Source organism: Enterococcus sp. DIV1639a (genome assembly GCF_050530445.1).
GTDB classification, from domain to species: domain Bacteria; phylum Bacillota; class Bacilli; order Lactobacillales; family Enterococcaceae; genus Enterococcus_B; species Enterococcus_B hirae.
The window spans coordinates 2,337,030-2,363,283 of record NZ_CP172886.1 but is presented as its reverse complement, the minus strand read 5'-3'; the positions used below and the strand labels follow the sequence as shown (position 1 = coordinate 2,363,283).

Genomic DNA, 26,254 nt, shown 5'->3' with positions numbered 1-26,254 from the left:
TGCAAGTAAAAAAATAAAAAAAACGTCTGCTTTTTGTTAGTTTCGGATACCTTTTTTTGTTGTTTTCCGTTATAGTTAAAGATAAGAAAGGAAGGTAAAGCTATGAATTTTACGCGTAAAGATAAACAACTAATCAAAGAAGAAATCCTTAAAGTGATCGAACAACAGGATAGCTCTGATAAAGATCAAGACCTTCAATTTCTTGAAACAGAAATGGCTAAATTATTCATAGCAAGTCCAAGTGAAGCGGATGTAGAAGAACGTTATCCGGGGAAATGGCTTTTTGATGAATTTCAGCCATTAGATGAACAGACTGGAATTGGTTATTTTGTCTCGATTTCTTCTGTTGGATTTATTCCAGGAGTATTAGTGAAACAAAATAATGAAATCAATATCAAGGCATGGCCAGCATTATTTTCCACAATGGGGACAGAAGGGGTCATTGAAAAAATTCAATCGGCTTATTATAAAAGTTCGTTTATTGCAAATAGTAAACTAATGAATACATTCTATAATCGTTTGGTTTTGATTGCCCGCCCAGGAGATATTCCACAAACATTTACCTACTCGCAGCAAAAGAATCTCTACGAAGAAACATTATATTCCAGAGATTTATCCACTTTTTCCGCAGTAGAACAGGTTCGATTGCATGAATTGTTGCATACTAAGCCAGTATCGCTCAACTTTTTTCAAGCGCTAGATAACCAAAGAAAATGGTTGTCTCTCAACTATTGGGAAATCTTTGCTACTAGAAAAAGATGGATGGAAGAACGAAAGATCGCAGATCAACAGATCCAATTTGTCCAACTAAAAAGAGATCGGCTTTATTACGGAATTTATAGTCGCTAGCAATTATTTGAATAGGTGGAAAAGATGACAAAAACCTTAAAAGAAGAAATCATTGAAGAAAGCAAACGTTTAGGTATTGATAAAATCGGATTTACGACGGCAGAACCCTTTGATTATTTAAAAGAGTCTTTAGAAGAACAAAAAGCCGCTGGACATACTTCGGGATTTGAACATCCAGTGATTGAAGAACGTTTATATTTAGAAAAAACTTTTGATCGCCCACAATCGATTATCGCTATTGCTTTAGCTTATCCAACCAAGATCCATGAAGAGGTCCCAAAAGATGAAAAAAGAGGACAATTTGCGCGGGCATCTTGGGGAATCGATTACCATGATATTTTACGTGACCGTCTCAATCAATTGATCACTTTTATCCAAAGCAGAGCAAGTGTCTGGCAACAAGAAGAAGCTTGGCGGTTTGCCCCACAAGTGGATACTGGAGAATTAGTAGATGTGGCTGTTGCACAAAGAGCAGGACTAGGATTTATTGGTCGAAATGGGTTGCTGATCACAGAAGAATACGGTTCATTCGTGTATCTTGGAGAAATTGTCACCAATATCGTATTTGAACCTGATGAACCAGGTGTTTTTGGCTGTGGTGATTGTACTCGTTGTGTAACAGCTTGTCCGACAAAAGCTTTGTTAGGCGATGGCAGGATGAATGCACAAAGATGTTTATCTTATCAGACCCAAACCAAAGGGCTAATGCCAAATGAGTATCGGAAAAAAATGCGAAATGTCATTTACGGGTGCGATATCTGTCAGTTAGTCTGTCCTTATAATCAAGGGAAAGATTTCCATTTCCATGAAGAAATGGAACCAAAAGTAGATGAAGTCTATCCGAAATTAAAACCAATGCTTTCTTTATCAAATAAAGAGTTTAAACAACAGTTTGGGCATTTAGCTGGTTCATGGCGAGGGAAAAAACCATTGCAAAGAAATGCTTTGATTGCTTTAGCAAACCTTGGGGATACTTCGGCTTTACCTGAGATCGAAAGCTGTTTAAGTGATGTTCGACCGGTTATTCGAGCAACCGCTGCTTGGTCGATTGGGCGTTTAGGTAGAAAAGAACCAGAAAAATGGTTGGAAACTTTAGAGCAAATGAAACAACGCGAAGAAGACCAAGAAGTGATCACAGAAATTATAGAAGCGCAAGAAATGTTAGCCAAGAAAACGAAGCGAAAAAAGAGGACATGAAAGAAGCGGTCAGCTCCGAGCGAATAAGAGAAAATTTTATGTACAAGATTCCTTTCACTTCTATTAATAAGAAAAAAATAGAGTATTATGCTAAAACAAGCGTAGTACGACAAAGAGACTAGGACAGTTAGTTTGTTCTAGTCTTTTTATTGATTGAAGTAAAATAATGGATCATAACTAAATAATAAAAAGAATCTGTATTAGAAAATTTCAATACTTAGAGTAGTATAATCCACTGAATGTTCGACTCGTTTGTAATTGAAGCAGTTCAAAAAATAGAATACTATCGGTTTTTTTAGCAAAAAATCTAGAAATACCAGAAATTTCAAAAATATTAAAAAACTTATCCTAAAATTTTTTAGTAAAGGTTGTAATAATTACTCAATTTTTTGTCGTTTTGACACATAATTACTAAAAAAAAGGATAAATTAAATAAAAAAATCAAAAAAGTTAAAAAAAAATACTAGAAATATTACAAAATATAAGATTTTCTAAACTTTATAAGAAAATGTTAAAAACGGTTTCTTTCTTATGAGATAAGGGTTCTAGGACTTTAGTCGTACTTTTTTGTCCAGAGTTATGTTACAAATGTTAAAAATTAGGATATTTTGTCATTAAATGTCATATTTCTTTTACCTATGAAATATTTCTAGATGATAAAGTTAATGACGTTGATAAATACATGGAAAAAAAAGGAGATAAACATGAATTCAATTAAGAAGATCGTTTTAGGAACAACTTTTGCTGCTGGTGCAACTGCAATGTTTGTAGGAACAACTGCTCATGCTGACGAAGTCTATACAATTAAATCAGGTGATTCACTATCAAAAATCTCACAAAAATTTGTTGGAGATAACTCATTGATCGATGCAATCGCTGAAAAAAATGGTATCAAAGACATCAACCGCATCTACGTTGGCGAAGAATTAACGATCCCGACTTCAAGTGATGCTTCAGCAAAAACAGTCGAAGCACCAAAAACAACTGAAACAGTAACGGAAGAACATACATATGTTGCTCCAGTTAAAACAGTTGAAGTAACACCTGCTGCTCCAGCTGCTCAAACAGCAACAGCTCCAAGCAATTCAAGTTCTGCAAAAGAATGGATTGCGAATAAAGAATCAGGCGGTTCTTACACAGCAACTAACGGCCGTTACATCGGACGTTACCAATTAGATGCATCATACTTAAATGGTGACTATTCTGCTGCAAACCAAGAACGCGTAGCTGATCAATATGTATCATCACGTTATGGCTCATGGGATGCTGCTCAAGCATTCTGGTTAGCAAACGGCTGGTACTAAGTCGATTATTGAATACTAATAAAAAGACAAAACCAAGAAATCGTGTCATTCGATTTCTTGGTTTTTTTGCTGTTTAGGGATGAGACAGTAATGACGAAAAATAAAGATGAATGAAATAGTTATCTCTTTGTTCATCTTAGGTTTTCTTGATGTAGTTATGGAGATCTTTTTGATAGTCCGTTCCATGCCACGTACCAGTGTTTATAAATTCAGCTAAGAGATAACCGATATAAGGACCAGTCGTCAAACCAGAAGAACCGAGTCCACTTGCGACGATCAGATTTGGTTCATCGAATAAAGGACCAAAAAACGGAGCAAAATCAGACGTATATGCCCTCGTTCCTACTTGTAACTGATAAGGCTGTGAAAGTAATTTTTCTGGTTGTACAAAAAAAGCTTTTGTCTGTTCAGTCAACTGTAAAAATGCTTCATTAGTAGGAGTCAGATCCCATCCTTTCTCATTTTCATGTGTAGCGCCCAATAAGATTTTTCCGTCATTGAAGGGAATGAGGTCTGCTTCTCCATCTAGCATGGCAACAGGCCATTTTTGGCTTTGTAGCTGATGAGTAGTAAAAGCGATCAACTGCCCTTTTTGAGGACGAAGATCGACCTGATAGCCTAATGGCTCCAATAAAGGCTTCAAGGAAGGACCAGGAGTCAAAATGACCCGGTCAAACGGTTCTTCACCAAATTCTCCGAGGATCAGCCAACCATCACTCCTTTTTTGTAGGCGAATCTTATCGTTTATTACTGTTACACCAGCCCTTTTCAAGCGTGCAGTTAAATAATGAAGGTAAGCTTTTCCGTCTAAACGGCCACCACCAGTGATGAATAAAGAGGGGGTCGGTTTTAATAAAGGAAGTAAATCAGCTGTTTGATCCGCTTTTAATAAATGGATTTCTCCGATCTCAGGTGCCTCTTTTTTTCGTTCTTCTGCAAGATCAAGTAATTCTGCTAATTGTTCTTTTTGTCGAAGCAAGAGTGTACCGGAACGAGCATAAATGGTCGGATCAAGTGCGAAATCTTGCACTAATTTTGGGAAAAATGCCGCACCGTCTTTGGCTAAACGATACCATGTTTTATTTCTTCTTTTGGATAACCATGGAGAAATGATTCCCGCACTTGCTTTGGTTGCCTGACCGATTCCATGGTCAAATAAGGTGATGCTGTATTTTGTGGTATCTACATAATTGGCTAATGTCATACCGATGATTCCACCACCGATAATGGCGATTTTTTCCATGTTTGATTCCTCCTTTACTTACAAATTGTATTTTTGCACAAAAAAACGGCAGTTGCAAACGACTGCCGTTTCAATCAATCATGAATGTTTTGTAGTTAAACTATAACGAATAAATAAGATAAAGCTGATAACTAATAGAAGAAGTAATACACCTAAAGCAACTTGTGAACCGAATGTCGTGGCGACTTTATAGCTCAAATCAGCATGCGCTTGAATAAGGTTGATAATGATTGCCACTAATGAAGTAGCAACGGCACCAGAAAATTGTTGTAAGGTATTAAAAACAGCATTGCCATCACTTTGATAGTCATCCGTTAAAGCATTCATCCCAGTGGTCATCATATTGCTATAAGACAAACCAATCCCTATCATATAGATCACGTGGCAAGTAATCAACAATAGCAATGAAACATGTCCTAGAAGAAAGACTAGTGCGGACCAACCAACAAGAGCAAGGAGTAATCCGGCAAAAATCGGTTTTTTGGGACCGTGTTGATCAAGCAGTTTTCCAGAAAACGGCGATAATACAGCGCCAATCGTAGCTCCTGGCAGCATGGCGATTCCAGCGATGAAAGGACTGTTTCCTTGAACAATCTGAACAAAATTTGGTAAGACAAAAGAAACGCCTAGCAATAAGAACTGGTAGATTAAAAAGCTAAATAAGAACAAGCGAAATGTTTTATTGGAAAAAATGGTTAGTTGGATCAATGGATAATCGGCTTTTTTTGTTCGTTGATAAAACAGAATTCCACCAATAATTGCTATAAGTAATGCAAACCAACTAAGTGGTTGTCCGAGCATACTCAAAAACGTTAAGCTGCCGCTAAATAATAAACACAAACTAAATACACTCAACACATCCAAACGCCCACTTTTTTGAACGGGCATTGAAGGAATAGCAACTAAGCCGATGCCAAGAGAAAGAATCAAAATAGGAATCAAGAAAAGAAAGATATGATTCCAAGTGAAATTTGAAGTTAAGATTCCCCCATATGTTGGCCCGATAGCCGGAGCAATTGCTGTGGTCAGTGTTCCCACCCCCATCATCGCTCCGCGGCGGTTCATAGGCGCAAAGGTCAAAATAATATGGAACATTAGTGGTAAAGCAATCCCGGTAGCTGCCCCTTGTAAAAGCCGACCAAGTAATAAAATGAAGAAAGTCGGAGAAAAGAAGTCAACAATGATTCCTGCTAAAAAAAGCAGGTTTGAAAGTAAAAAGAGACTTCTAAGGCTGAAATTTCGTGTTAAATAAGTTGATAATGGCACGATGATCGAGATCATCAGCAGGTAAATCGTTGTCACCCATTGAACTTGTGCAGTCGTTAATTGAAACTGGTTGATCAACGTTGGAAATGTGACGTTCATTGCTGTTTCGATCAACACTCCCGCAAAAGACATCATGCCGGTTGCGATGACTGCAGGTACTAAGAGTAATTGTTTTTGTTTTGTCATATCCTCACCTCAAAAAATTTCGTAAAAAAAGAGAGTGATTTCTATTATAAAAATAGAAACCGCCTCTCTCTCGACACGTAATATACGTGTTATCTGTACGATTTATTTCCATCGCTTATTCTAGCATAGAGGTAAAAAAAGTGTCAACCAGGTTAGCCAAGTCTTTTGAAAAGAGTTATGATAGTAGAGAATAAATCATCGCAGGAGGAAAAAATGGCTACGATTGATTGGAAAAAAACGGAACCAGGTTATAGTAGTAAAAAAAAGCCACAGATCTTAACGTTATCCCCACAGAATTTTTTTAGCATAAAAGGAGTAGGGGATCCAAATGAAGACGATTTTCAGCGACGAGTGGCAGCTTTATATGCTGTTAGTTATGTGATCCGAATGGCCCCAAAGAAAAATTGGCAGATTCCTAACTATCTTCCCTACACTGTTTATCCATTAGAAGGACATTGGGGATTACAAGAAGCTTATTTGCAAGAAAAAGTAATGAAGAAGAGTCATTTTGCTTATCAGATCATGATCAAACAACCTGAATTTGTGACGAAAGAAGTTGCACATGAGGCTCTACTACGTGTAGCGGACAAAATTCCCAATGATTTGTTCGACCAAGTAGTATTTAGTAGCATGGATGAAGGATTAGTCGCTCAGATGCTTCATGTGGGACCATATGAGGATGAGCCACAAACCTTTGAAAAATTAACAACGTTTATCGAAGAGCAGGGGTATCAACGGATAGCTAAAGAACATAAAGAAATTTATTTAGGGGATCCGCGCAGAGCCAACCCAGAAAAACTGAGAACGATTTTGCGTGTCAAGATTGCGCCAAAAAATCAACTAAAAAAATAAAAGTAAAAAATACCAAAAAAAGCAGAAAAACGATTATTTTTTTGCTATAATCAAAGACAAGAGGTGTCCGCTATGAAAAAAATCCAACGACAAGCATTGATTCGTCAGATCATCACAGAAAAACCAATCAGCACACAAGAAGAACTATTGCTTTGTCTTCAAGACGCAGGGGTGACAGCCACTCAAGCAACTATTTCGCGTGATATCCGTGAGCTGAAGTTAGTGAAGTCTACGGATGAAAATAAGCAAGTTCGTTACAATCTATTCAGTCAGCCTGCTGAAACGTTACATGAAGAACGACTACAAGCAGCTGTTAAAAGAGAAGTCTTGAAAATACAAGTTGTTCAATTTATGATCGTGGTGCTAACAGAAAAAGATGGGGCGGATGTCGTAACCAATTGGTTAGATGAAGTCGCTTATCCAGAAGTTGTTGCAACGATTGCTGGAGTGGATACATTCATTGTGATTTGCCGTTCGGAAGAAGAAGCACAAGATTTTGCAGAAAAATTAGAAAGAATGAGGGAATAAAAGAAGGGAGAATGATTTATGTCTTTGTTGAAAGCGCTACAAAACGGATCTGATATTCGAGGGATTGCCATGACGACGGAAACACATTCAGCTAATTTGACACCAGCTGAAATCCAAAAAATAAGTTGTGGCTTGGTTAATTGGTTAAAAAGGGATCATCCACGCAAATATCAAGAAGGTAAATTAACGGTAGGAGTGGGGCGGGATAGTCGAATCAGTGGTCCAACGTTAGAAAAAGCGCTGATTGACGGATTAATCGAACAAGGCATAAATGTTCTTGATTTTGAGTTAGCTACGACACCGGCGATGTTTATGGCTACTCAGTTTTCTCAATTCCATTGTGATGCAAGTGTGATGCTAACAGCTAGTCATTTGCCGTTTTACTTTAACGGCATGAAGTTTTTTACAGCTAATGGCGGCGCAGAAAAAGAAGATATCGCATTTATTTTATCAGAAACAACACCAAATAAAACCAATCATAAGGGGACAGTCCAAAAAGCTGATCTGTTAACACCTTATGCAGAAGACTTAGTTCAAAAAATCAAAAGTGGTATTAGAAAGAAAGGAATGTCTGACACAAAACCGTTAGCTGGCTGGCGGATCATCGTCGATGCAGGAAATGGCTCCGGTGGTTTTTTTGCTGAAAAAGTACTACAACGATTAGGGGCAGATACGACAGGTTCGCAATTTTTAGAGCCCGATGGTCATTTTCCGAACCATATCCCGAATCCAGATAATGCTGAAGCCATGGCAAGTATCAAGCAAGCTGTTTTAGAAAGTCAAGCCGATTTAGGAGTGATCTTTGATACGGATGTTGACCGTTCGGCAGTAGTCAGTGCAAGTGGTCAAGTGATCAATCGTAACAATTTGATCGCCTTATTAAGTACGATCGTGTTAAAAGAATACCCTGGAGCGACGATCGTAACTAATTCACCAACGTCTAATCACCTAGAAACGTTTATTGAAGAAAAAGGTGGCAGACAAGATCGTTACATTTCAGGTTATCGTAATGTCATCAATCGTGCAATTGCATGCAATAAAGAAGGAATCGATGTTCCATTAGCGATTGAAACAAGTGGGCATGCAGCATTCAAGGAAAATTATTTTTTAGATGATGGTGCCTATGTCATTGCAAAAATTTTGATGCTTTTGCCAGAACTGAAACAAACAGAACAAACGTTGGAAGAGATTATCCACGACTTAAAACAGCCACAAGAAGTACAAGAAATTAGGTTAAGGCTTAGTGGAGAGGATCCGAAAAAACAAGGGGCAACAATTATTCAAGGGCTAGCAAACGAATTGAACGAAGAGGGACTGGTATTTCATCCGGAAAATGAAGAAGGAATTCGTTACGATCTAAAAGAACCATATGGGAATGGCTGGTTTTTATTACGAGCAAGTTTGCATGAACCATTACTGGTGCTCCAGATCGAAAATGATGAAGTTGGAAAAAATCAACACGTTTTACAGCTACTTGCGGAACATTTAAAGAAATACTCAAATGTTGAACCACTGATAGTGGATACTAAGGAAGCGAAGGGAAATGAAAAGTAAAAATGGTTGCGAACATAGTAATTTTTTTGACTGTATTAGTTTATGGTGTTAATTTTTTAGTTTTTCTTTATCTTAGAATCAATCATATCAAAAATTGTGTAGAGAAATTAGCTATTTATTTGGGAACAAACATGACTTTATTATTTACGAGTGGTATTTTTCTCTTTTTTGGAAAAATCATTGAAGATGGCATCCTTGTTTTTGAATAAGTAACTTTCATGAGAAAATAAACTAAAATGCTCATGTTAATCAAGAAGTCATCAATCGTTGCAGTATGAATCTAGGAGCAGAATTTTTGAACAAATCGCTGGATATGCTTACACTGGTAATAGACGAAGTGTCATATCGAAAGGAGCAATACAATGAAAAAATTATACGAAACAGCGATGATCAATCATGGCGGACGAGAAGGCGAAGTAGCAGCACCAAATGGTTCAATGCAAATGAAGATCACTCCTCCAGGCATCCATGCTGAAGGAACAAATCCGGAACAACTATTTGCTGCGGGCTATGCCTCATGTTTCAATGGTGCGCTGCAACATATGATCAAAGAAGCAAATTTGACCGTAGACTCCACAGTTAAAGCACGAGTTTCCCTTTATACACTTGATGAAGGTGGTTATAAAATCGGTGTGGTCTTAGAAGTACATGTTGACGATGTGAGCGAGGAACAAGCCAAGCAATTAGCGGAAGATGCCCATGATTACTGCCCTTATTCAAAAGCGACAAGAGGAAATATTGATGTTGAGGTAGTGACAGTTTAAACGATTTTTCTATCTGAGGAAGAAGTAAGTACCTTTAGATAAGTACTTTTTTATAAAAAACAGGACCGGTAGAATTTTCTATCGGTCCTAAAAGTGATGGTGACGAGTCTCAAACTATTCTTGGCTTATAAATGCCAATAGAAGCTAAAAATGATCGACCAGCAAGCATTTCTACTGTCTTTAGTAGGACAGCAATGGCTTGCTGGTCGATCATTCTTATTTTTATTCTGTTGAGTGGTAAGGACCCAAAGGATGTTGGACATAACCACTTTTGCATGTTTTATTTTTTACTTGGCGGTGTCCCATACATTTTTGGTGTAACCCGTTGTAATTTTGGCTTATCACCTTCAACTTTTGGCTCTGCTAACCATTGGTATTCGCCTTCACCATCTAAGGCTTCGCCACTTGCCCAAGAACCTTTGCTGCTTTCATCACCTTCTGAGAAATTATAAAAGTCATAGGCGATATCTTTTCGTTCGTTTTCACGATTGAACGTACTTGGTACAAGAATGGAGCCTTCATTTTCTTCTAATTCTTTCACGGCACTTGCCCATAAGTTTTGATGATAACTATCTCTTGCAAGCAAGACTGCTAATAAGTCTTTGACGCCACGGTCATCGATCATTTCATAGATACGAGCGACTTGTAACCGTCCCTGAGATTCAGCATTTAGATTGGCACGGAAATCAGCTAACAAGTTTCCACTTGCAACGATATAACCGCCACTCCAAGGGTTGCCAACACTATCAGCAGGGCGTGGTCCTAAGCCAGCGACAATTGCATGCTGAGGATTCATACCAGAGATGATTGCGCCGATCGTAGGATCTTTTTTCATTGCTTCTTCTTGGTCTTCAACTGGCGCATCTTCTAATAATCGTGCGACCATCGTTGCTAACATTTCGACATGTCCAAGTTCTTCTGTTGCGATATCCATTAACATGTCTTTATATTTTTCTTCTCCTCGACAGCTCCAACCTTGAAACAAGTATTGCATTGCCACACTCATTTCTCCGTATTGTCCACCGATAAGCTCTTGTAAATATTTTGCGATTAACGGATTCGGACGATCTGGTTTTGCTTCAAACTGTAGTTCCTTTTGGTGTCTGAACATCAAAAATTCCTCCTAATCTTTTATTAATACATTTACATTCTGCGCTTTAAAATGAGAAAACACAAAGGAAATGCTTAGAAAAAGTACGGTGACAGATTTAATCTGATATATGAGTAGACACGCCTAATAAATTGTTATTTTCTGATTAAAATGATATCGTTATATTAAAATGTTATCGGTTGCAAATGGCGAAAGATAACCTTTTTATTAAAAAATGGAGGGATAAAATGAAAAAGTTGTTAGTTACTGGGGTGCTGGCAAGTACAGCATTATTTTTGTTGGGAGGTTGTGGTTCAAGTAGTGCAAAGTCAAACGCAGCTAGTTCATCTGAAAAAACAAGTGACGGGAAGAAAACTATTGATTTCTGGTCATTTTGGGGATCAGGAGCACGTAAAGAAGTGATCGAAGAGATCATTGACGATTACAATCAATCACAAGATAAGATCCAAGTAAATTATAAATACCAACCGTGGGGGGATATTTGGACCAAATCATTGTCAGCGATTACAGCGGGGAATGCACCAGACGTGATTGTTCAAGATATCAATTCAGTTGCTCAAAGAGCTGAAGCGCAACAGGCCACAAACTTATCTAAATATGTAGATGAAGAGACCTCAAAAGATTTTTATCCACAATTGTGGGATACAGTGGAGTACAAAGGTGATCCATATGCGATTCCGTTCAACACAGATACTCAAGTTATTTTTTATAATAAAAAATTATTTAAAGAAGCAGGAATCGCTGAAAAAGATTTACCAACTACATGGGATGAATTAGAAAAAACCGCCCATCAATTGGATAAAAAAGATAAAAAAGAATTCACACGAATTGGATTTTATCCTTTATGGAATTTAGGGGCAGATGTCTGGGCATTAAATGCAGATAATGGGACAAGCTGGTTTGATCAAGACGGCAAAATCAAAATCGATACGAAGAATAAAGTTGAAGCATTAGAGTGGATCCAAGATTGGCAAGACTATTATGGGAAAGATACGATCAATAAATTAGAGGCAGAATTTGGCTCAGGTGTTTCTGATCCATTCATCTCAGGTTTAGTCGCAATGCGTGCCCAAAATATCAATTATTATTCGAGCTTGATGGAAAATGCTCCAGAAGATTTTGATTTTGGTGTCATTCCGCTTCCAGAAAAAGAAAAAGGTTCTGGTCATTGGTCATGGGGCGGCGGCTTTGTACTCGAAGTACCTTATGGGGCAAAAGATCCAGAAGCTTCTTATGACTTTATCAAGTATCTTTCTTCACCAGAAGTTCAAGAAAAATTTGGCGAAAAGAGTTTTGATATCATGGCAAGTAAAACAGCCAATGAGAACTTAGTGAAGAATGAACAGCTAAGTGACAAGGGACGAATGATCTATCAAATGGCTGATGAGAATTTCAAAAATACGGTCATTACACCTGTCCCATTAGCAGCACCAGATTATACGACACTAGTGAACGAACAAATCGATCAAATTCTCTTAGGAACAAAAACACCAAAAGAAGGTTTAGCTGATGCTCAAAAAGCGGTGGAGAATCTAGTAAAACAAAATAACTAATCAACTGTTGACTAATTGAAAGAAAAAAGGAGGCAAGAAAATGAAGCGTTTATCAATCCGAAAGAAAAAAGAGGCAAGATGGGCCTATTTATTTATCTCGCCTTTTATTATTGGCTTTGTCGTCTTTATGTTAGGGCCCATGCTTTTTTCTGTTATCGGAAGTTTCACTGATTATAATTTGACTTCTAAAATGAATTTCATTGGATTAGCTAATTTTAGACGGATGTTTCTACACGATGATCTTTTTTGGAAATCATTATACAATACAGTGTATTTCGTCCTATTCAATGTTCCTTTAACCACAATATTTAGCGTATTTCTAGCAACGATTTTAAATCAAAAGATCAGAGGTATCAGTATTTTCCGAACGATGTTTTATTTACCTGCAGTCCTATCTGGTGTTGCTGTTTATATTTTATGGATGCAACTGCTTTCACCTTCTGCCGGGTTGATCAATACGTTTCTAGGTTGGTTCAATATTTCTGGACCAGCCTGGTTGTTTGATCCTAACTGGACAAAGCCAGCTTTGATTTTAATGAAAATCTGGAGTTCTGGCGGAGCAATGTTGCTTTATTTAGCGACTTTGCAAAACGTTCCACGCTCTTTATACGAATCAGCAGCGATTGATGGTGCTGGCGTATGGGGGAAATTTAAAAATATCACGTTGCCATTGATCACACCGATTATCTTTTACGATGTGATTACTTCAACGATTGGTTCTTTTCAAATTTTTCAAGAAGCTTATGTGATGACTAAAAATGGAACAGGTGGACCAGCTAACTCTTTACTATTTTATAATCTTCACATGTGGAATAAAGCTTTTGTCGCATTCGACATGGGGTACGCAATGGCGATGTCAATGATCCTATTTTTGATCGTGTTAGTATTGACTTTTATTAATTTGAAACTGGCACCTAGATGGGTCTATTACTCTGGAGGTGATGGCAAATGATGGAATATTTCAAAAGAACAAGTGTTAACCGCCAAACCAAAAAAATCGTTAGTTATCTCCTCATGATGGCTATCGGGATCGTATTGATCACACCATTATTGTGGATGGTATTTACTTCTTTAAAACCAATGGAAGAGATCGTACGTTATCCTCCAACTTTTTTTCCAGAAAAAATTGTTTGGCAAAACTATCTGGATACAATTACTGCTTTCCCCTTCTGGCGTTATGCAAGGAATACTTTATTGATCACAGTCTTAGTGGTATTTGGCAATGTTCTCTCGAATTCCTTCATTGCTTATGGGTTTGCGAAATTAGATTTTCCAGGAAAAAAGCTAATGTTTGCTTTAGTCCTTTCTACGATGATGATTCCAGGTTTTGTGACCATGATCCCCCAATATGTTCTATTCTCAAAAATAGGCTGGGTAGGAACTTATTTACCATTGATCGTTCCATCATTTTTCGGCAATGCATTTAATATATTTTTGATGCGTCAATTTTATTTATCCATCAATGATGAATTAATTGAAGCGGCAGAAATCGATGGAGCAAATCATTTCTATATTTGGAGCCGTCTGATGCTGCCGCTGACTAAACCAGCGTTAATCACGATTGCGATCAATTCATTCAATGCGGCTTGGAACGATTTTTTAGGGCCGTTATTATACATCCAAGATCAAGAGAAGTATACTTTACAGATTGGGTTGCAAGTTTTCCAAAATCAGGCGACGACTCAATGGAATTATTTGATGGCAGGAGCCACACTTGTTTTGATCCCAACGATTTTGATGTTCTTCTTTGCGCAACGTTACTTTATTGAAGGAATGGATTTGACAGGAGGGTCAAAAGGCTAAATGAATAAAATTCATAGTGAAAAAATCAATCAGCATTTTTTGACAGTCATTGAATGGATTCCGTCATTGCTTATTTTGCAATTCTTATGGCTATTAACTAGCTTACCGCTGTTGACAATTGGCAGTGCTAGTCGTACGGTTATGTCTACCATTTATCACTACCACAAAAACGAAGAGAAAAAGATCCATACGTTGTTTTGGCAAGAACTTCGTCATAATTTTTTGACCTATCGTAAGCAAGACCTCATAGTCAGTTTCTATTTATTGCTTTTACTAATTGATAGTCGTATTTTTCTTTACTGGGGCGGAGCATGGGGATTGATATTGATGTATGCTTCGTTAAGTGTCCTTTTTTTAAGTATCGTGATGGTTAGCTACCGTATGTTGCTCCAACTAGAGAGAGCAAACGAAGTCCCTCTTTTTACTGCTTTTATTTTATTTTTTTATCAATGGAAAAACGCTCTCTTACATTTAGGGGGAACCCTGCTACTACTGCTTTTTTTATTCTTCCTGGGACCTATTTATGTGGTTTTAGTCGGAGGAAGTTCATTGCTTTATTTACAAACTTTTTTGTTTTTTGGACGGAAAGAAATAAAGAGCCCTTCAAAAGTTTAAGAATAGTCAAAAAATTTGCGATGAAAGAATCAACTACCTGACTAAATATTGAGGAATAAACCCATCGTTTCAGATGTAAGGCGTACGGAGAGAGAAATAGTTGAAAATATGGTTACTTGTCACGTTCGGCCTTCTTTGTTATGGTTATAGCAAGAAAGAAGTAGGAGGACAACAAGATGGCAAAAATTATGGTTGTAGAAGATGAAGAAATCATCCGCCAACTCATCATGGAAGAACTGGAAAAGTGGCAGTTTGAAACGTTCGGTACCTCTGATTTTAATCAAGTATTTGCAGACTTTGAAAAAGAAGAACCTCAACTTGTTTTATTAGATATCAATCTTCCGGTCTTTGATGGCTACTACTGGTGTCAAAAAATTCGAGAAGTCTCCAAAGTGCCGATTATTTTCATCTCCAGTCGAAATACCAATATGGATATGATCATGGCGATGAATATGGGCGCAGATGATTTTGTCACCAAGCCTTTTCAAATTGATGTGCTGATTGCCAAAATCAATGCTTTATTGCGACGTTCATACAATTATGGGGAACTGTCGAGTGAAGTCATGAGTCATAATGGGATCACGTTGAATGTTGATAATGGGAGTATGGAAATCAACGGTGAAATCATCGATTTAAGTAAGAACGAATACCGATTATTATTTATCTTGATGAAGCAACATGGGAAAATCCTTAGCAGAGAAAAGTTATTGAGAGCATTATGGGATGATGAGCGGTTTGTTGATGACAATACATTGACAGTCAATATCAATCGTTTACGTCGGAAAATCGAACAAGCAGGGATCAAAGGATATATCGAAACAAAAGTCGGGCAGGGCTATATTGTTCCCTGAAAGGATGAAAATAAATAATGAATTTCTTTAAATACTTAAAGGATCAATGGTCGTTGCTCTTAGGCTGGCTCTTTTTTGTCTTGCTAACGATTTTTGTCATGTGGTTAGCACCTAATATTTTAGTCGACTGGACGATGGTTGGCTATCTGGCGCTTATTCAAGCCGTATTTTTGTTTTTTTATTTACTTGTCCGTTATTTAAGTAAACGTCATTGGTGGGAAAAACTTGCCGATCTCAAACAAATATCTCCGCTACAAAGTTATTTGAGTGGCGGTCATACAGAAGAAGAAAAATTAGTCGAAGATTATATCAATCAATTGATCCGTGAGCACCAAGAAGTCATGCAAGAGGCGATTAGTAACCAACAGGATCAAAAAGATTACATTGATTCGTGGGTCCATGAAATCAAGGTGCCTTTAGCAGCCTCTGAACTCTTGGTGCGTTCGATTGAATTTGATATTGATGATCAAAAATATACCCTATTAGAAAACGAACTAGCCAAAATCGATGAATATGTAGAACAAGTTCTTTATTATGCACGGTTGGATAGTTTTTCGAGAGATTATTTAATCCAAGAGTATGAATTAAAAAGCATCATTCAGCCAGTGATCCGCAGTCAGGCGAATTACTTTATTCAAAAAAATCTTCGGTATGAGATTATTGGAGAAGATCAAAGAGTTTTAACAGATGCCAAGTGGGTAGCTTTTATATTCAAACAAATTTTGAGCAATGCGATTAAATATACACCTGACCATCGAGAAATCATCATTTCGATCGAAAAGAACCAACAAGGGATCTCTTTAGCCATCAAAGACTCGGGCATCGGTATTCCTAAAGAAGACTTGTCGCGGATTTTTGACAAAGGATTCACAGGTTCTAATGGACGATTGAGTAAAACACATTCTACTGGTTTAGGGCTTTATTTGGCTAAATCCTTAGCTGAAAAACTTGGGATCCAACTACTTGCTGAATCAATTGTAGGAGAGGGAACAACGATGACCCTGTTTTTCCCAATCTTAAATTTCTATAATGAGAAACGTTAGAAAATAGTTAGAATCGAAAAAAACTTCTTGTGTTGTGAACGTTTTCGCTGATAAGTTTCATATCATGTGAAATAAAAGGAGATTAGTTATGGAAATTTTAATAGCATTAATCCCTATGGTAGCATGGGGAAGTATTGGTTTAGTAAGCGGGAAAATTGGTGGCGATGCCAATCAACAGACATTAGGGATGACGATTGGTGCATTTATCTTTTCATTAGTTGTCTTTTTCATCGTTAGCCCAACAATCACACCATGGATTTTCTTGATTGGATTCCTCTCTGGGTTAGCTTGGAGTGTTGGTCAAAACGGACAGTTCCATGGAATGAAATTTATGGGCGTTTCTGTTGGTTTGCCTTTATCGACTGGTTTTCAATTAATTTTGAATACGATTGCGGGAGCCGTTTTCTTTCATGAATGGACACAAACGAAAGATTATGTATACGGTATCCTAGCTTTAGCACTTCTTGTTAGCGGTGCCTATTTAACAGCTCGCCAAGATGATGAAGGAAAAGTTGATACTGACAATAAAATGCTTGATTTTGGTAAAGGGTTTAGAGCATTGATCTATTCAACGATTGGTTATGGTGTTTATACGATCATTGTGAACTGGGCTAACTTGGATGCGATGTCAATCATCTTACCTCAAAGTATCGGAATGATCTTAGGTGCAAGTTTCTTTGCCTTTCGTAAAGTTAAAGTGGATCAATTTGTTTGGAAGAACATGATTTGTGGTTTGCTATGGGGAATTGGGAACGTGTGCATGCTCTTAACTGTTAAATCACTTGGTTTAGCTGTTGGATTTTCATTATCACAGATGGGGATTATCATCTCAACTTTAGGTGGTATTTTCATTTTGGGAGAAAAGAAAACGAAAAAAGAACTTGTTTACGTTATTGTCGGTTGCCTTTTAGTCATTTTAGGTGGTATCATTTTAGGGTATATGAAAACGGCTTAATGGCCGTTTTCCAACCTAAAATAGGGAGGTACTGCCATGGATTTGTTTCGTAAGAAAGAAATCAATCTCAACCACACAAGTGGGATGAAGAAAGATCTGAAAACGTCCGATTTAATTATGCTTGGAATTGGCGCAATTATCGGCACAGGAATATTTGTAGTGACAGGGGTTGCGGCCAATCAAAATGCGGGTCCAGCACTGTCACTTTCATTCGTTTTAGCTGCAATCGTTGTCATTTTATCGGGGTTAAGCTTTGCTGAGTTTGCCTCACGTGTGCCAGTCATTGGTGGCCCGTATGCGTATCTTTATGTTGTTTTTGGTGAATTTGCCGCCTGGTTAACAGGTTGGTTGTTGATTGGCGAATTTCTATTAGCAGTTTCGTCGGTTGCTTCCGGCTGGTCTGGTTATGTTCAAGGGTTCTTGGAAGGATTTGGAGTCCATTTACCACAAGCCTTGACCAGTGGTTATAATCCTGACAATGGCACCTATGTCGATTTGATCGCAGTGTTCGTTGTCATATTTGTGACATACATCGTTTCTTTAGAAGCCAAAAAAGCATTAAGATTGAATAATATCATGGTTTTTGTGAAATTCGGTATTATTGCATTATTTATCGTTGTAGGGATTTTCTTTGTAAAACCTGAAAACTGGCAACCATTTACACCATTTGGTTTTTCAGGCGTTTTAGATGGAGCAGCTCTAGTCTTCTTCGCTTTCTTGGGATTTGATTCAGTTGCAATGGCAGCCGAAGAAGTGAAAGAGCCACAAAAAGACGTTCCTCGAGGGATCATTGGTTCGATCTTGATTGCCACAGCTTTATACATCGTAGTTACCTTGATTTTAACGGGGATTGTTCCGTTTACTGAATTAGGGGTCAGTGACCCAGTTGCCTTTGCGATGCGTTACGTTGGTCATGGAACAATCGGAGCTGTGATTGCAGTCGGTGCCATTTTGACGCTCTTGACCGTAACGATTTCTATGATGTATTCGCTAGCTCGGTTATTGTTTGCTGTAAGTAAAGACGGTCTTTTACCTAAATTTATGACAGAGATCGATGAAAAGCATCGGACGCCTAGAAAGGCGACTTTTGTAGCTGGGGTAGCGGCTTTATTTTTCGCTGGTTTCTTCCCATTGAATATTCTCGCTGAACTAACAAACATCATGGCGTTGACCTATTTGATGTTAGTCAGCTTAGGATTACTTAAACTAAGAAAAATGTTTGGTAAACCAAAAGCCGGTGAATTTAAAGTGCCATTTGTACCGATATTACCGATCATATCTATCGGTACATGCTTGGTATTGATGCTTCGTTTACAACCAGTCACATGGATCGTCTTTGGTATCGTGATGGCGATTGGATTAGTGATTTACTTTGGTTATGGGTACCAACATAGTAAAATGAATCAACAAAATTGATGATTCGTTCTTTCTAAACGACCTAGGTTTAGAACCTATAGCGTAATTTGATAAGACGAGTGTAAGACATCTTGAGTCCTTCGATGAATTGGTTAGCCAAATTCATTTTGAAGGATTTCGGGGTGTCTTTTCTATCCTTTTAAAGCATAAAAAAGATGTTGGCGAATTTCACCAACATCAAAAAGTATAGAGCCTTTTTTGAATGATCCATGCAAAATAGTCTTATTGTGTTAAATCGAGTAATTTTTGTTTCAAGTCGTCTTCCATATGACCAAGTTCGACTTCTGCATGACGACGTTTTTCTTTCCCTTCTTTTTGGATGCGTAATGTTTCTTGGATTGTTTCGATCAAATCATTTTGAGTTGTTTGTAAGGTTTCAATATCAACGATCCCACGTTCATTTTCTTTTGCTGTTTCAATAGCAGAGATTTTCAACATTTCTGAATTTTTCTTCAATAGGTCATTGGTTGTTTCAGAAACTTGACGTTGGGCGGTTACCGCATCTTTTTGGCGAAGTAACGTCAAGGCGATCACTACTTGGTTTTTCCATAGAGGGATCGCTGTTGCGATTGATGCTTGGATTTTTTCTGCTAACGCTTGGTTAGTATTTTGGATTAAACGGATCTGTGGTGCTTGCTGGATAGTGATCTGTCTTGCCAAACGTAAATCATGTGTTCGTTTGTCTAAACGATCTAGAAATTGAGTATAATCATTTGCGATTTGAACATCCATTTGATCGCCTGTTTCTTCGGCTTTTTTCATTGCTTTAGGAATGATCGTTGTTTGAAGTTCTTCCATCTTCAATTCGCCAGCTGCGATATAAATATTCAGTGCATCAAAATAATCTTTGTTTTTTTGATAGAGTTGTTCGAGCATCAAATTATCTTTTAAAAGCCCGTCTTTTTCTTTTTCTAGCTTAACAGAGATTTTATCGATTTGGGCACCGATCTTTTGATATTTTGCAGTCACTTCATAGATCGATTGTTTTACTTTGCCAAACATCCGTTGAAAAATATTGCCTTCGCCAGCTCGTAATTCATCAGGATTTGCTTCTTGCAGACGATACATCAATTCAGTCAATGAATCTCCGACAGGACCAATATCTTGTGCCTGTACATGATTTAACATGGATTGTGAAAATTCACTTAACTTCGTTTGAGCAGCAGAACCGTAGCTGATCACCGACTGTGCATCTGAAACATCGATTTTAGCTGCTAGCTCTTTGGCTTGCTCTTGTCGTTCAGCAGGTAGTTTATCAATCAAGCGTGCAGCGGTTTGTTGTTCTTGCAAAGCATTGATTTCTGACTGTTGTGTTTGGGTTAATTTATCTGTTGGGGTAGAGAACGGATTATTTAACAGATCATCTAACGTGTCATTTACAGGTGTTACCTCTTTAGGTTTATTATCCATTTAAAACTCCTCCTCGTGGTTCAATGTGATGCGATAGGTTCAATGTTATCATTTTTGTAAAAAAACAGTTGTTCATCTTATTCATCTATTATAAAGGATAAACAAAAGAAAGGATAAGCAAAAGGAGTGTCTAAGAAACAAAACACTCCTTTATGATTCTATTAACCGATCATTGAGATTGATTGTTATCATCAGATAGATTCTCTCGTTTTAAGCTTTGTTTCGCAACTGATATTTCTACATCTAGATCATCTAAATCTTCAGAGACAAATTGTTGATAGTCTTGAGCAATCAGATGTGCTAGTTGATCAATGATTTGTGAACTTTCTTCGAGCTTTTCATAAGTCTGTTTGTTTTTGATTTCATGGTCATTGATCTCAATATATTTATTGGTCAAATCGACTAAGTTTGGTAAGTGAGTATAAAGAAATTGACTTGCTTCGTGTAATCGGTTGGGCTCTTTCACCAATGCTTTGAAGAGTGCTTTGGCCGCCTTCACTGTATCGTGACGAAGATCGACAGCTTTTAGTTTGGCTGTTTGTTGCATGTTTTGTTGCAATTGTTCAATTTCGACTTTCGTTTGATTCATTGTCTGTCTAAAGAAAGTAATCTCACTAGGTGTCATCCCGCTTTTTGTATAATGTGATTCAAGTTCATCAGATAAATCGGGCATTTCATTTTTTGCTGATTTTTTCTTGCCAGAGCCAAAGATTCCCCAAATCACTAAAGCTGCGCCGATAATCAAAATGACTGTTACTAAAGAAAAGTGACCTTGACGAATCAAAAGAAACACCAACAATAGACCTAAGATCCATCGCCAATTTAATTTTCGCATAATAAGCCCTCCATATATATTCCATCCATTTTAAGTAATGAAGCGTTGTTCTCATTTCCACCCTTATTTTAGCACACTCAACCTAAGAAAGAGTATGGGACTAAAGGAGGATTTTGTAGATTTAGAGAATTTCTAAGGTTTAGTTATGGTAAACTAAAAGAAAACTCTAGAAAAATTGAAAAGTAAACGAAAAGCGGGTATTATTACAAAGAAAGTGGGAGAAAGATGCTTGAATATGAGCAATTTGAAGAAAAAACGATCGAACGAAAAGAAATCTATCACGGAGCAATCATCGATGTTGCAGTAGATGACGTCCGCCTGCCAGATGGAAAACTTGCCAAACGTGAATTAGTGTTTCATCCGGGTGGTGTAGGGATTATCGCATTTGATGATCAGGATCGTTTATTATTAGTGAAACAGTTTCGGAAACCATTAGAAAAAGTGATTTTGGAGATCCCTGCTGGGAAAATCGATCCAGAAGAAAGCCAAACACCGGAACGTACCGCTGCAAGAGAACTGGAAGAAGAGACTGGGTATCGGGCAGGAAAGCTCAAACATGTTTCATCTATGTATCTTTCACCAGGATTTGCAAATGAGATCATGCATATTTATCATGCGATTGATTTACAGAAAGTAGAGAATCCGTTGGCTCAAGATGAAGATGAGGTGCTTGAATTATATGCACTGACTTTCGCAGAAGCTAAACAAGCAATAGATGATCAACTGATCTGTGATGCGAAAACCATGTATGCGATCCAATATTGGGAGCTATTGATTAAAGGAAAGTAGAGGGATCGGCTGATGGCCAAAGGACCGCTGATTACGAGAAGTGAATTACGTAAACGACAGCAGGCGCAAGCCCAAGAGTCATTAAAACGGCAAAGAAAAGAAGAGGCTGCTTATCAGCAAGAAGAAAAGAAAATTGCTAGTTTTTATCGAAAGGAACAAAAACGGAACAAACCTATCACAAAAACAAGAATCGGTGAACGTGAAAAAACGACGAAGTGGAATTCATTTTTGATGAAATCCTTGATTATTGTTATTCTATTATTGTGTGTCGTATTTTTTGCGGTCGCATTTATTTAGAAAGAAGGAAAAAGCTATGAAAATCGGTATTATCGGTGCAATGGAAGAAGAAATCAAAATTTTAAGAGAAACGCTAAGTGAACCCTTGTCATGGGAACGAGCAGGAGCATTGTTCATTTCAGGATCTTTAGGAAGACATGAAGTAATTGTGGTTCGTTCAGGGATCGGTAAAGTTTTGGCATCAGTCACTACTAGTTTGTTGATCCAACAATATGGTGTAAATATGGTCATCAATACAGGTTCAGCGGGTGGTATCGGACAAGGGCTACAAGTAGGCGATATCGTAATCTCAGATAAAGTAGCTTATTTCGATGCAGATGCAACCGGATTTGGCTATAAGCCAGGACAAATACCAGGGATGCCACTTTATTATGAAGCAAGTACGTATCTTCGCACAGAGATGGCAAGAGCAGCCAAAGCGATAGATCTGAATGTGAAAGAAGGCTTGATCGTTACTGGAGATACGTTTGTTGATTCTTCCGAAAAAGTAGAAGAGATTTTAACAAACTTTCCAGATGCGTTGGCTTGTGAAATGGAAGGAGCGGCTGTTGGACAAACGGCTCGTCAGTTCAATATTCCTTTCTTGATCGTTCGTGCGATGAGTGATACTGCTGATCATGCAGCGACACAAACCTTTGATGAGTTTATTGAAGATGCAGGGAAACGTTCTGCTGAGATGGTAATCGAATTTGTCAAACATCTTGTATAAGGAGCCCATTAATGAAAGCATTGATCTCGATTGATTACACGTATGATTTTGTGGCAGATGACGGGAAATTAACGACAGGTAAAGCTGGTCAAGTGATTGAACAAGCAGTGACGACTCACACGAAAAAGTTTATCGAAGAGGGAGACTTTGTGGTGTTTGCGATTGATGCGCATGACCCATCGGATAACTTCCATCCTGAAAATAAACTATTTCCTCCGCATAACGTGATTGGCACCAATGGTCGTGCCCTTTATGGTTCGCTACAAGCTGTTTACGAAAGAGCTCAAGAACAAGCCAATGTCTATTGGATTGATAAGCGGCATTACTCTGCTTTTAGTGGAACAGATCTAGATATTCGGCTCCGTGAGCGGGGGATCACTGAACTCTATTTGACTGGCGTATGTACGGACATTTGTGTGTTGCACACAGCTGTTGATGCATATAATTTAGGCTATCAACTGTTTATTTTTGAAGATGCTGTAGCTAGCTTTGATCCAGTCGGTCATGACTGGGCACTACGTCATTTTGAAACAGTCCTCGGGGCAACGTTGATCAAGTAAATATATAATAAGCTTGTTAATGATTTGTGGGCCTCACTGGTTCATGAAGTAACCAGATCGTTCTGTTGTACATTCTGTCGTACGATAGAGTAAGTCAATACGGAAAAATAAACCGAAGGGGGACTGGGACAAAGTTGTCTCAACCTCTTCTTCGGTTTATTTTCTTTCATAATTTTGTAAGATTTTTTAAGTCAATCAATCAGTATCCATTTTAAGTCGATGGTTCGATTCTTTTCCAATCGCTGAAATAGCGGCTTTTATTAGGAGATAAAGAGTTGGTTTGCTAGTTTGTGCTTATGAATGAGTGGCAATAACTTATAGGTAAGCAAACTAGCTACGAACACAAGTAAGATATCGCAACTTAAATCAATCAATGTCGAAACTGCTAGCACACTGTAAAGAACATTCGTTTCTTTAAGGTAAAAGAATAAAATCAAGCATTTATACAACAGACCGATTAAATAGAGATAAAGTAATCCTGAATAGTTAATGATCAGGATTTTTTTTAATGGGAACCATTTTTTACGCCAGAACAATTTTGACAGGGCGGCTTGAATCAGTGGGAAAGTTGCAAAAGATAGTAGAAAGCCAAAACTAGGTTTAAAAATATAAAAAATACCTCCGCCACTAGCGAAAATCGGTAATCCAATGAGCCCTAGGATCAAATAACTGAATGTGACAATGAGCCCGTATTTTGTTCCTAATAAAGGATAAATCAGATAAATCGTTATAATTTGTAAAGATAAATAATCGAATAGTGGTAACGGAATCACTAGTTTTGCTGTGATGATCAATAATGCCATCATCATCGCCATCATGGTGATATCTCGCCTATTTGTATACATTTAAATGCCACTCCTTACTAAGTTCTCTTTTTTTTGTTCTCGATTTTAACCAATGAGTTAAATCCTCTAAATAGGGTAATTTGCCAATTTGTGTGATTCCTGTCTTATCTGTGATCCATTGGCTTAAATCTTCTAGGTCATTCTTTTTATTTGCTTTACTTGAATTAAAAATCAGACCTGCTATTGGAATGCTTTCGCTTTGTAATAAACTAGTCGTTAGCAACGTATGATTGATTGCACCTAAATAATTATCCGAAACGAGAATAACCGGTAATTGCAAAAGTTTGATCATGTCTAACATGGTTTGCGAGTCATTAATGGGAGAAAGCAGACCACCTGCTAATTCAAAAATCGTGGGTCGATTTTTTTTCAAGACAACATTTGCTTTTTCCTTCAAGACAAGTAGATCGATCCATTGTTGTTCTTTTCTGCTAGCGATATGTGGAGAAGCTTCTAATGACATTGAATAGAAATGAACAATATTTTGTTTCTCAATATGGCAGGCTTGATAAAAATCTGTATCAGGAAACGGTCCTGTTTGGATCGGTTTCACGAGTAACGGTTCCTGATTTGTCAGATCACGTAAATATTCATAGAGTAAGACACTGATCACTGATTTTCCACAATCGGTATGAATCCCGCAAATAATATAATTATTCTTCATCACAGACACCAGCCACAACTAAACCTAAACGATCAAGCATTTTTTGATCTTCAGAAATAGGTGCTCCTTTCTCTGTCAAATAGTTGCCTAAAAAAATAGAATCCACGATCAATAAAGCAAATGGTTGGAGTTCTCCTAAATGAAACTCTCTTCCGGCACTTACCCTAAGTTCTGTAGTAGGGAATAGTAACCTCAGCATGGTTAAGATTTTTAAACATTTCATAGGGGTTAATTCATTGTGTTCCTCAAACATTGTTCCAGCAATTGGAAGTAAAAAATTGACTGGAACGGAATAAGGCTCTTGATCTTTTAAGTCAAAAGCCAGATCGACTAATTGTTCATCTGTTTCTCCCATGCCACAAATAAAACCAGAGCAAATATTCATTTTGTGCTGACGAAGTTTGTTTAATGTTTCTAACCGATCATCATAGGAATGGGTTGTTGTGATGTTTGGGTAATTATCTCGACTAGTATTAAGATTATGATTCAACCGATCTACTCCACACGATTTTAAATAATCAATTTGTTCCTCAGTAACTAAGCCAATGGATAAACAAATCTCAATCGACATTATGCTTTTGATCGTTTGAATTGCCTCACCTAAAAGGTGGATTTCTTTTTTTGATGGGCGTGTTCCGCTTAACGCAATGCAAAACACACTGGAATGATTCTTTTTAGCAATCAACGCTTTACGAATGATTTCTTTTTTGGGTAATAATCCATATGTTTCAATCGTTGCAGAACTTTTTTTTGATTGCGCACAATAACCACAATCTTCTCTACACAAGCCGCTCTTAGCATTCAGCAATGTATTCAGACGGATGATATTTTGTGACTTGTTTGTTTTGAGCTGAAGGGCTTGTGCATAATACCCCCATAAATTAGTTTTGTCTTTTAGTATCTCCAGACATGTTGTTTTTGTTAGCGGAACACAAGGTTCGAATAGATTTTCCATAAAAACACCTCTTTACTTTCGTTAACTAATTTTATTACAAAGGTTAACGAAAATAAAGAGGTAAATGAAATGATGCAGTTTTATGACTATTTATGGTCGG

General features: G+C 37.6%; 28 protein-coding genes. 20 read left to right on the top strand and 8 right to left on the bottom strand.

What is annotated here, in order from left to right:
* Positions 1-102: 102 nt before the first annotated feature.
* From IGJ32_RS10830 to IGJ32_RS10820, 3 genes are all read left to right on the top strand, one after another.
* Positions 103-849 carry a hypothetical protein gene (locus IGJ32_RS10830; RefSeq protein WP_034699908.1) on the top strand — a complete coding sequence of 249 codons (747 nt, stop codon included), beginning with the start codon at positions 103-105 and terminating at the stop codon, positions 847-849.
* 24 nt (positions 850-873) lie between these two features.
* Positions 874-2,046: a tRNA epoxyqueuosine(34) reductase QueG gene (gene queG / locus IGJ32_RS10825; RefSeq protein WP_181915106.1), complete on the top strand. Its 1,173-nt coding sequence runs from the start codon at positions 874-876 to the stop codon at positions 2,044-2,046.
* A 704-nt stretch (positions 2,047-2,750) separates the two neighbouring features.
* A complete protein-coding gene (locus IGJ32_RS10820; RefSeq protein ID WP_010737115.1) occupies positions 2,751-3,350 on the top strand; it encodes a LysM peptidoglycan-binding domain-containing protein in 600 nt (199 codons plus the stop codon).
* Positions 3,351-3,486: 136 nt separating this feature from the next.
* Here the strand turns inward: IGJ32_RS10820 and IGJ32_RS10815 are convergent, their stop codons facing one another.
* The gene (locus IGJ32_RS10815) at positions 3,487-4,593 is read right to left on the bottom strand and encodes an NAD(P)/FAD-dependent oxidoreductase (protein ID WP_342082051.1); all 1,107 of its coding nucleotides are present in this window, start codon (positions 4,591-4,593) and stop codon (positions 3,487-3,489) included.
* Between the two features lie 78 nt (positions 4,594-4,671).
* Entirely contained in the window at positions 4,672-6,045 is a 1,374-nt protein-coding gene (locus IGJ32_RS10810) for an MFS transporter (protein ID WP_010737117.1), read from the bottom strand.
* Positions 6,046-6,258: 213 nt separating this feature from the next.
* Here IGJ32_RS10810 and IGJ32_RS10805 point away from each other — a divergent pair, with 213 nt between their 5' ends.
* The 5 genes from IGJ32_RS10805 (at position 6,259) to IGJ32_RS10785 (ending at position 9,743) form a co-directional block, all read left to right on the top strand.
* Positions 6,259-6,897 (top strand): GyrI-like domain-containing protein, encoded by a 639-nt coding sequence (locus IGJ32_RS10805; protein WP_081128448.1) that lies wholly within the window; start codon positions 6,259-6,261, stop codon positions 6,895-6,897.
* 72 nt (positions 6,898-6,969) lie between these two features.
* Complete coding sequence (locus IGJ32_RS10800; RefSeq protein ID WP_010737119.1) at positions 6,970-7,425, top strand: arginine repressor; 456 nt, start codon at positions 6,970-6,972, stop codon at positions 7,423-7,425.
* Positions 7,426-7,443: 18 nt separating this feature from the next.
* Entirely contained in the window at positions 7,444-8,979 is a 1,536-nt protein-coding gene (locus IGJ32_RS10795; RefSeq protein WP_342082050.1) for a phosphomannomutase/phosphoglucomutase, read from the top strand.
* A gap of 2 nt (positions 8,980-8,981) precedes the next feature.
* Positions 8,982-9,188: a hypothetical protein gene (locus IGJ32_RS10790; protein ID WP_010720841.1), complete on the top strand. Its 207-nt coding sequence runs from the start codon at positions 8,982-8,984 to the stop codon at positions 9,186-9,188.
* A gap of 153 nt (positions 9,189-9,341) precedes the next feature.
* Positions 9,342-9,743 (top strand): organic hydroperoxide resistance protein, encoded by a 402-nt coding sequence (locus IGJ32_RS10785; protein WP_053766289.1) that lies wholly within the window; start codon positions 9,342-9,344, stop codon positions 9,741-9,743.
* 280 nt (positions 9,744-10,023) lie between these two features.
* Here IGJ32_RS10785 and IGJ32_RS10780 read toward each other — a convergent pair whose 3' ends face one another.
* On the bottom strand, positions 10,024-10,854 hold the full coding sequence (locus IGJ32_RS10780) for a manganese catalase family protein (protein ID WP_081128452.1): 831 nt from the start codon (positions 10,852-10,854) through the stop codon (positions 10,024-10,026).
* A 227-nt stretch (positions 10,855-11,081) separates the two neighbouring features.
* Between IGJ32_RS10780 and IGJ32_RS10775 the strand changes: the two genes are divergently transcribed.
* From IGJ32_RS10775 to IGJ32_RS10740, 8 genes are all read left to right on the top strand, one after another.
* Positions 11,082-12,407, top strand: coding sequence for an ABC transporter substrate-binding protein (locus tag IGJ32_RS10775; protein WP_063627526.1), 1,326 nt, complete (start codon positions 11,082-11,084; stop codon positions 12,405-12,407).
* A gap of 40 nt (positions 12,408-12,447) precedes the next feature.
* Entirely contained in the window at positions 12,448-13,359 is a 912-nt protein-coding gene (locus tag IGJ32_RS10770; protein ID WP_063627525.1) for a carbohydrate ABC transporter permease, read from the top strand.
* On the top strand, positions 13,356-14,210 hold the full coding sequence (locus IGJ32_RS10765; RefSeq protein WP_081128456.1) for a carbohydrate ABC transporter permease: 855 nt from the start codon (positions 13,356-13,358) through the stop codon (positions 14,208-14,210). The genes IGJ32_RS10770 and IGJ32_RS10765 overlap by 4 nt, the downstream gene beginning before the upstream one ends.
* On the top strand, positions 14,211-14,825 hold the full coding sequence (locus IGJ32_RS10760; protein WP_010737124.1) for a DUF624 domain-containing protein: 615 nt from the start codon (positions 14,211-14,213) through the stop codon (positions 14,823-14,825).
* A gap of 176 nt (positions 14,826-15,001) precedes the next feature.
* Positions 15,002-15,676: a two-component system response regulator SapR gene (gene sapR / locus IGJ32_RS10755; protein WP_010720833.1), complete on the top strand. Its 675-nt coding sequence runs from the start codon at positions 15,002-15,004 to the stop codon at positions 15,674-15,676.
* A 17-nt stretch (positions 15,677-15,693) separates the two neighbouring features.
* The gene (sapS, locus tag IGJ32_RS10750) at positions 15,694-16,719 is read left to right on the top strand and encodes a two-component system sensor histidine kinase SapS (protein WP_010720832.1); all 1,026 of its coding nucleotides are present in this window, start codon (positions 15,694-15,696) and stop codon (positions 16,717-16,719) included.
* An 88-nt stretch (positions 16,720-16,807) separates the two neighbouring features.
* Complete coding sequence (locus tag IGJ32_RS10745; RefSeq protein ID WP_010720831.1) at positions 16,808-17,674, top strand: GRP family sugar transporter; 867 nt, start codon at positions 16,808-16,810, stop codon at positions 17,672-17,674.
* A gap of 36 nt (positions 17,675-17,710) precedes the next feature.
* Complete coding sequence (locus tag IGJ32_RS10740; protein ID WP_010720830.1) at positions 17,711-19,090, top strand: APC family permease; 1,380 nt, start codon at positions 17,711-17,713, stop codon at positions 19,088-19,090.
* Positions 19,091-19,312: 222 nt separating this feature from the next.
* On the opposite strand, the gene IGJ32_RS10735 is transcribed toward IGJ32_RS10740, so the two are convergent.
* Positions 19,313-20,500 carry a toxic anion resistance protein gene (locus IGJ32_RS10735; RefSeq protein WP_010720829.1) on the bottom strand — a complete coding sequence of 396 codons (1,188 nt, stop codon included), beginning with the start codon at positions 20,498-20,500 and terminating at the stop codon, positions 19,313-19,315.
* A 169-nt stretch (positions 20,501-20,669) separates the two neighbouring features.
* Complete coding sequence (locus tag IGJ32_RS10730; protein ID WP_010737126.1) at positions 20,670-21,335, bottom strand: 5-bromo-4-chloroindolyl phosphate hydrolysis family protein; 666 nt, start codon at positions 21,333-21,335, stop codon at positions 20,670-20,672.
* A 225-nt stretch (positions 21,336-21,560) separates the two neighbouring features.
* Between IGJ32_RS10730 and IGJ32_RS10725 the strand changes: the two genes are divergently transcribed.
* From IGJ32_RS10725 to IGJ32_RS10710, 4 genes are read left to right on the top strand one after another with little or no spacing between them, the layout of a single operon-like run.
* Complete coding sequence (locus IGJ32_RS10725; protein ID WP_010720827.1) at positions 21,561-22,124, top strand: NUDIX hydrolase; 564 nt, start codon at positions 21,561-21,563, stop codon at positions 22,122-22,124.
* Positions 22,125-22,136: 12 nt separating this feature from the next.
* Complete coding sequence (gene macP / locus IGJ32_RS10720) at positions 22,137-22,421, top strand: cell wall synthase accessory phosphoprotein MacP (RefSeq protein WP_010720826.1); 285 nt, start codon at positions 22,137-22,139, stop codon at positions 22,419-22,421.
* 16 nt (positions 22,422-22,437) lie between these two features.
* The gene (locus IGJ32_RS10715; protein WP_053766296.1) at positions 22,438-23,130 is read left to right on the top strand and encodes a 5'-methylthioadenosine/adenosylhomocysteine nucleosidase; all 693 of its coding nucleotides are present in this window, start codon (positions 22,438-22,440) and stop codon (positions 23,128-23,130) included.
* Positions 23,131-23,141: 11 nt separating this feature from the next.
* Complete coding sequence (locus IGJ32_RS10710; protein ID WP_081128460.1) at positions 23,142-23,690, top strand: cysteine hydrolase family protein; 549 nt, start codon at positions 23,142-23,144, stop codon at positions 23,688-23,690.
* Between the two features lie 260 nt (positions 23,691-23,950).
* Here IGJ32_RS10710 and IGJ32_RS10705 read toward each other — a convergent pair whose 3' ends face one another.
* From IGJ32_RS10705 to bioB, 3 genes are read right to left on the bottom strand one after another with little or no spacing between them, the layout of a single operon-like run.
* On the bottom strand, positions 23,951-24,535 hold the full coding sequence (locus IGJ32_RS10705) for a biotin transporter BioY (protein WP_088775356.1): 585 nt from the start codon (positions 24,533-24,535) through the stop codon (positions 23,951-23,953).
* Entirely contained in the window at positions 24,522-25,199 is a 678-nt protein-coding gene (gene bioD, locus IGJ32_RS10700) for a dethiobiotin synthase (RefSeq protein ID WP_088775355.1), read from the bottom strand. Before bioD ends, IGJ32_RS10705 begins: the two co-directional genes overlap by 14 nt.
* Complete coding sequence (gene bioB, locus IGJ32_RS10695) at positions 25,189-26,154, bottom strand: biotin synthase BioB (protein ID WP_034699881.1); 966 nt, start codon at positions 26,152-26,154, stop codon at positions 25,189-25,191. The genes bioD and bioB overlap by 11 nt, the downstream gene beginning before the upstream one ends.
* Positions 26,155-26,254: the final 100 nt, after the last annotated feature.